Below are 5,252 nucleotides of genomic sequence, written 5' to 3'. Positions count from 1 at the left end.
GACATCGCTGTGAAGAAAGAAATTGTTGTTTAATTATGGTACACTAAGTGTATATTTGGCTTGTGAAGAATGGTCATAAAGATTACCTATTCACATAAAACCATTGAAAAGGTGAACGTGATGCAACAATGGACGACCCATTCCCCTGAAGAAACCATGCATTTTTCTGAATGTCTGGCGGACTATTTGAAACCGGGCGATTGTTTGACTTTATCAGGAGATCTTGGTGCAGGAAAGACCATTTTCACGAAAGGTCTGGCAAAAGGCCTGGGCATCACAGAAATGGTGAACAGTCCGACCTTTACAATTGTAAAAGAATACCATAGTGGGCGTATTGCCCTTTATCATATGGATGTGTATCGGATCAGCGATGAAGAGGATATTGGTCTGGAAGATTATTTTGAACAGGACGGGGTTACGGTTATCGAATGGGCCGAGAACATTCCTTCATGGCTTCCGGATGACGTCTTGTCACTTGCTGTTAAGCGAGTGAATGAACAAGAACGGATCATTACTTGCACAGCTTGCGGTACACGATCTGAGCGTATATATGAGGAGATATCAAAAGATGAACGTATTAGCCATTGATTCATCCAATTTAGTGATGGGCGTTGCCGTGACGGAGGAGCAGAAGGTGCTAAGCGAGTTGATCACCAACAATAAGAAAAATCATTCGGAACGACTAATGCCTGCTCTTGCACAAATGGTTCAAGCGGCGGGCTTAAAGCCGTCGGAACTCGATCGGATCGTTGTTGCAGAAGGACCGGGATCGTATACCGGTTTGCGTATTGGCATAACCATTGCGAAAACGATGGCTTGGACCTTAAAAAAGGAACTTGTCGGGGTCTCAAGCCTAGAGGTCGTCGCTCAGAACGGCCGCGGATTTGAAGGATATGTTGCGCCGTTTTTCGATGCAAGGCGTGGACAGGTCTTTGCCGGTTTATATGAACAAAAAGACGGCAAAATGGTACCGACCGTTCCCGATCGGCTCGTCTTGATGGAGAATTGGCTCGCGGAGCTTGCAAAGCGTGATCGTCCGGTACTTTTTCTCAGTAATGATTTTGATAAATGGGGCGAGAAGCTCAGTTCCGAAGCCTTTGCAGTGCTGGGAGACAGCACGCAGAATCTGCCGAGACCGGCAGAACTGGCGCGAATCGGCGCAACAAAAGAACCGGTTTCTAATGTGCATCATTTTTTGCCGGTTTACCTTCGCTTAGCAGAAGCTGAGGCGAAGTGGCTGGCTAAACAGGGGCGATAAACATGCCGGATTTACGATCATTCACGATTCGTCCGATGACCATGACAGATATTGATCAGGTCATGGTTGTTGAGCACAGTGCTTTTGAAGTGCCATGGTCGCGAAAGGCATTTGAAAATGAAATGTCGAGCAATCAGTTTGCAAGCTATTTTGTTGCAGATTTTGAAGGGAAAATTATTGGCTATTGCGGTATTTGGGTCATCGTCGATGAGGCGCATATTACCAATCTGGCTGTATTGAGCGGTTATCGGGGCTATAAGGTCGGTGAATCACTGCTCCGCCACGTCATGCTCCACGCACTGTCTCAGCATGCGCACTCGGTGAGTTTAGAGGTGCGTGTCAGCAATCAAGTGGCACAGAATCTGTACCGGAAACTCGGATTTCGTGACGGAGGCATCCGCAAAAATTACTATTCAAATAACGGGGAAGATGCACTTGTGATGTGGGTGAGATTATGAAACTAAATGTAAATCAGAAAACACTAATTCTAGGTATTGAAACAAGCTGTGATGAAACGGCTGCTGCGGTCGTGGAGAACGGAACGGTGATCCGTTCAAGTGCCGTTGCATCACAAATTGAGGTTCATCGCCGCTTCGGCGGTGTTGTTCCCGAAATTGCATCACGACATCATGTGGATCAAATCACCGTGATCTGCGAGGAAGCATTGAGCAAATCCGGAGTGGCCTGGGAAGACCTTGACGGGATCGCCGTAACGCAAGGCCCCGGTTTGATCGGTGCGCTACTTGTCGGCGTAAATGCAGCAAAGGCACTTGCTTATGCGCATCAACTGCCACTTATTCCGGTGCATCATATTACCGGACATATCTATGCAAACCGAATAGTTCGTGAACTGCACTTTCCATTAATTGCTCTTGTTGTTTCAGGCGGACATACGGAGCTTGTTCACATGAAGGAGCATGGTTCCTATGAAGTGATCGGAACCACGAGAGATGACGCAGCCGGAGAAGCATTTGATAAGGTTGCTCGCACGCTCGGTCTGCCTTACCCAGGCGGTCCGGAAATCGATCGTCTGGCTAAGGAAGGATCGCCGGTCATTGATTTTCCGCGTGCCTGGTTGGAAGAAGGGTCACTGGACTTCAGTTTCAGCGGCTTAAAATCGGCTGTGATTAACTATGTGCATAACGAGCAGCAACGCGGTCATAAGCTGAATCATGCCGACATCGCCGCCAGCTTCCAAGAAAGCGTCAGCGAAGTCCTTGTCAAAAAGACAATGATGGCGGCCGAGCGCGTTCATGCAAAACAGATTTTGGTGGCAGGCGGAGTTTCGGCAAACAGCAAGATTCGTTTGGAAATAGAAGAGGCAGCTCGGACGCGATCGATACCGCTGACCATTCCGCCGCTCGCTTTGTGCACGGATAATGCTGCAATGATTGCTGCATCAGGAACAATCGGCTTCCTCAAAGGAACGCGTGCCGATCTCTCGTTAAACGGACGTGCGAATTTGAACATTGAAGATTTTTAAGCGCGTGATTAAAACGTATAGGATGCAAAATAAAGAGCTTCAAAGGCATGACCTTTGAGGCTCTTTATTTTGTCGACTGAGGCGGTCTATTTTTCGTAGAGGATAAACGGTTTCGCTCAGATTTTCCACAGTTCATAGCCGGTTTTCCACAATGGGTGATCGGTTTGTGATTATTGTTTCGTTGCTCACGCGAGTTAAGCACAGTTTGTGCAGGATTATCGGACTTATTCACCAATGATACACACAGAGCACCAGATTGGAAAAGATTTTTAGAATACTTATGCACTGGTGGATAAGTCACTTGTAGAAATAGACACGCACTTATCCACAATATATGTGAATAAGTGCGTGATAAAACTGAATAAGTTGGGGATAAACACATTTATTTGTGGATAAAACCATTCACACTGTGGATAATTGCAAATCAGCAATCAAAGTTGTCGAGCTCCAGTTGTGCAGCTTCCCAATCCTCCATCATTTTGTTAAGCTGGGCTTCCAACTGTTCAATTGTTTCCTGCGTTTCGCGAGCTTTTTTCGTATCGCTAAACACTTCCGGCTTGAGCAATGCGTGTTGATTTTGTTCGATCTTTTCTTCAAGTGCGCCGATATCCGCTTCCGACTGCTCAATGAAACGGATAAGCTGACGTTTCTTCTTCTTTAGCGCTTTATCTTTTAAGAATTGGCTTTTGCCTTCGGGAGCAGCGGTTTCTTTTTGCTGCGTGGTTTCTGCTTGGTGATCAAGCGCTGCAATTTCTTGCTGCTCGGTTTTTTTATCGATGTAATAGTCGTAATCGCCGAGGTATTCCGTGATCCCCTCGCGCGACAACTCAAACACGCGACTGGCAAGATTGTTGATAAAGTAACGGTCATGGGATACGAATAAAATCGTTCCCGGATAGTCAATCAGTGCATTTTCCAAGACCTCTTTGCTGTCCAAATCGAGATGATTGGTCGGCTCGTCAAGAATCAGCAGGTTATCGTGACGCATCATTAGTTTGGCGAGCATGACACGCGCCTTTTCACCGCCGCTTAATTGTGCGACCAACTTATCGGCTTCAGCACCTGAGAAAAGAAAGCCGCCGAGTACGGTGCGAATATCTCCTTCCGGAGTCAGTGGATAATCATCCCAAAGTTCATGAAGCGCCGTTTTTGTTGGATCAAGGCTGCGCTGTTCCTGATCGTAGTAACCGATGCTGACCTTGCTCCCAAGGCGCACCTCCCCCGCCAGACGAGTCGCCGACCCGGCGATCGCTTTAAGGACAGTCGATTTTCCGATCCCGTTCGGTCCAACCAATGCGACACGGTCACCGCGGCTGATTCGAAAAGTCAAATCGGAAATCATCGGTGCCTGTTCTGCGTAACCAACATTGAGATTGGAAACAGCCAAGACGTCTCGACCGCTCTGTTGCTCGATTGTGAAGGAGAATTTGGCCGATTTTGCATCGCCTGTCGGCCGTTCCATCCGTTCCATCTTCTCTAGTTGTTTGCGCCGGCTTTGCGCGCGTTTGGTCGTTGAGGCGCGAACGATATTTTTCTGAACAAATTCCTGCAGCTTGGCAACTTCTTTTTGCTGTTTGTCATAGGCCTTCATTTCGCTCTCATACTCCGCTGCACGCTGCTGTAGATAGCGCGAGTAATTGCCGGTGTATTTGCGCACGCGGTGACGAGCAATTTCAAATACCTTTGTCGCAATTTTATCAAGAAAATAGCGGTCATGCGAGACAACGAGCACGCTGCCGTTATAACGCTGCAGGTAATTTTCCAGCCAGGAGAGTGTGTCGATGTCCAGATGGTTGGTCGGCTCGTCAAGGATTAACAGATCGGGTTTCATCAGCAGCAGTTTGCCAAGCGCAAGCTGCGTCTTTTGTCCGCCGGAGAGGTTGCTGACGGGCGTATCGTCGGGAAAACCGCCGAATTTCAAGCCATTCAGCACGCTTCGGGTTTCTGCCTGATACGTAAATCCGCCTTTGGCACGGTAGTCGGCTTGGATCAGGTCATAGGATTTGAGCAGTTGTTCGTAATCTTTAGGATTTGAAAAGCTGCCGGGATCAGCCATCTGCGCCTCCATCGCGCGCATTTTCTTTTCAAGGGCGATGAGCGGACTGAAAACCGAGACCAGTTCGTCATAAATGCCGCGTGTTGAGTCAAGTGTAGCATTTTGCGGCAAATAGCCCATGGTGCGATCCTTGGGCATGATCACTTCGCCGCTGTCGGCGCTCATTTTGCCGGCGATGATTTTCAGAAGCGTTGATTTTCCTGCCCCGTTTCGGCCGACAAGCGCAACACGTTCGCCGAACTGGACATCAATCGTAATATTCGATAAAACAAGATCAGTACCAAATGATTTGCTGATCTCGCTTGTTTGCAGAAGCAGCACGGATCTTCACCTCAGACACAATTATGAATTCGTTCAAAGAGCATCAAGGCAGCGTTTAAGCGATAGACGCTTACCTTGAGTATAATAAGGATAGTTAGTTTTATTGTAGCGTACTAGCGTTTTGTTGGGCAACG

Annotated in this window: 5 protein-coding genes; 4 read left to right on the top strand and 1 reads right to left on the bottom strand. The window is 47.8% G+C overall.

The features are described 5' to 3' along the window. Positions 1-69: 69 nt before the first annotated feature. From tsaE to tsaD, 4 genes are read left to right on the top strand one after another with little or no spacing between them, the layout of a single operon-like run. Entirely contained in the window at positions 70-588 is a 519-nt protein-coding gene (gene tsaE / locus SIN01_RS13870) for a tRNA (adenosine(37)-N6)-threonylcarbamoyltransferase complex ATPase subunit type 1 TsaE (protein ID WP_010025047.1), read from the top strand. Continuing rightward, positions 569-1,258 carry a tRNA (adenosine(37)-N6)-threonylcarbamoyltransferase complex dimerization subunit type 1 TsaB gene (gene tsaB / locus SIN01_RS13865; protein ID WP_010025045.1) on the top strand — a complete coding sequence of 230 codons (690 nt, stop codon included), beginning with the start codon at positions 569-571 and terminating at the stop codon, positions 1,256-1,258. The genes tsaE and tsaB overlap by 20 nt, the downstream gene beginning before the upstream one ends. Before the next feature lie 2 nt (positions 1,259-1,260). Next, positions 1,261-1,716, top strand: a complete 456-nt coding sequence (gene rimI / locus SIN01_RS13860; RefSeq protein WP_010025041.1) for a ribosomal protein S18-alanine N-acetyltransferase — start codon at positions 1,261-1,263, stop codon at positions 1,714-1,716. Beyond that, positions 1,713-2,741, top strand: coding sequence for a tRNA (adenosine(37)-N6)-threonylcarbamoyltransferase complex transferase subunit TsaD (tsaD, locus tag SIN01_RS13855; protein ID WP_010025040.1), 1,029 nt, complete (start codon positions 1,713-1,715; stop codon positions 2,739-2,741). The genes rimI and tsaD overlap by 4 nt, the downstream gene beginning before the upstream one ends. A gap of 424 nt (positions 2,742-3,165) precedes the next feature. Here tsaD and SIN01_RS13850 read toward each other — a convergent pair whose 3' ends face one another. After that, positions 3,166-5,118, bottom strand: coding sequence for an ABC-F family ATP-binding cassette domain-containing protein (locus tag SIN01_RS13850; RefSeq protein WP_010025038.1), 1,953 nt, complete (start codon positions 5,116-5,118; stop codon positions 3,166-3,168). Between the last annotated feature and the right edge of the window lie 134 nt (positions 5,119-5,252).

The organism is Sporolactobacillus inulinus, assembly GCF_006539285.1.
Classification (GTDB): Bacteria; Bacillota; Bacilli; order Bacillales; family Sporolactobacillaceae; genus Sporolactobacillus; species Sporolactobacillus inulinus.
The sequence above is the reverse complement of the archived record's forward strand: the minus strand, read 5'-3'. Positions and strand labels throughout refer to the sequence as shown.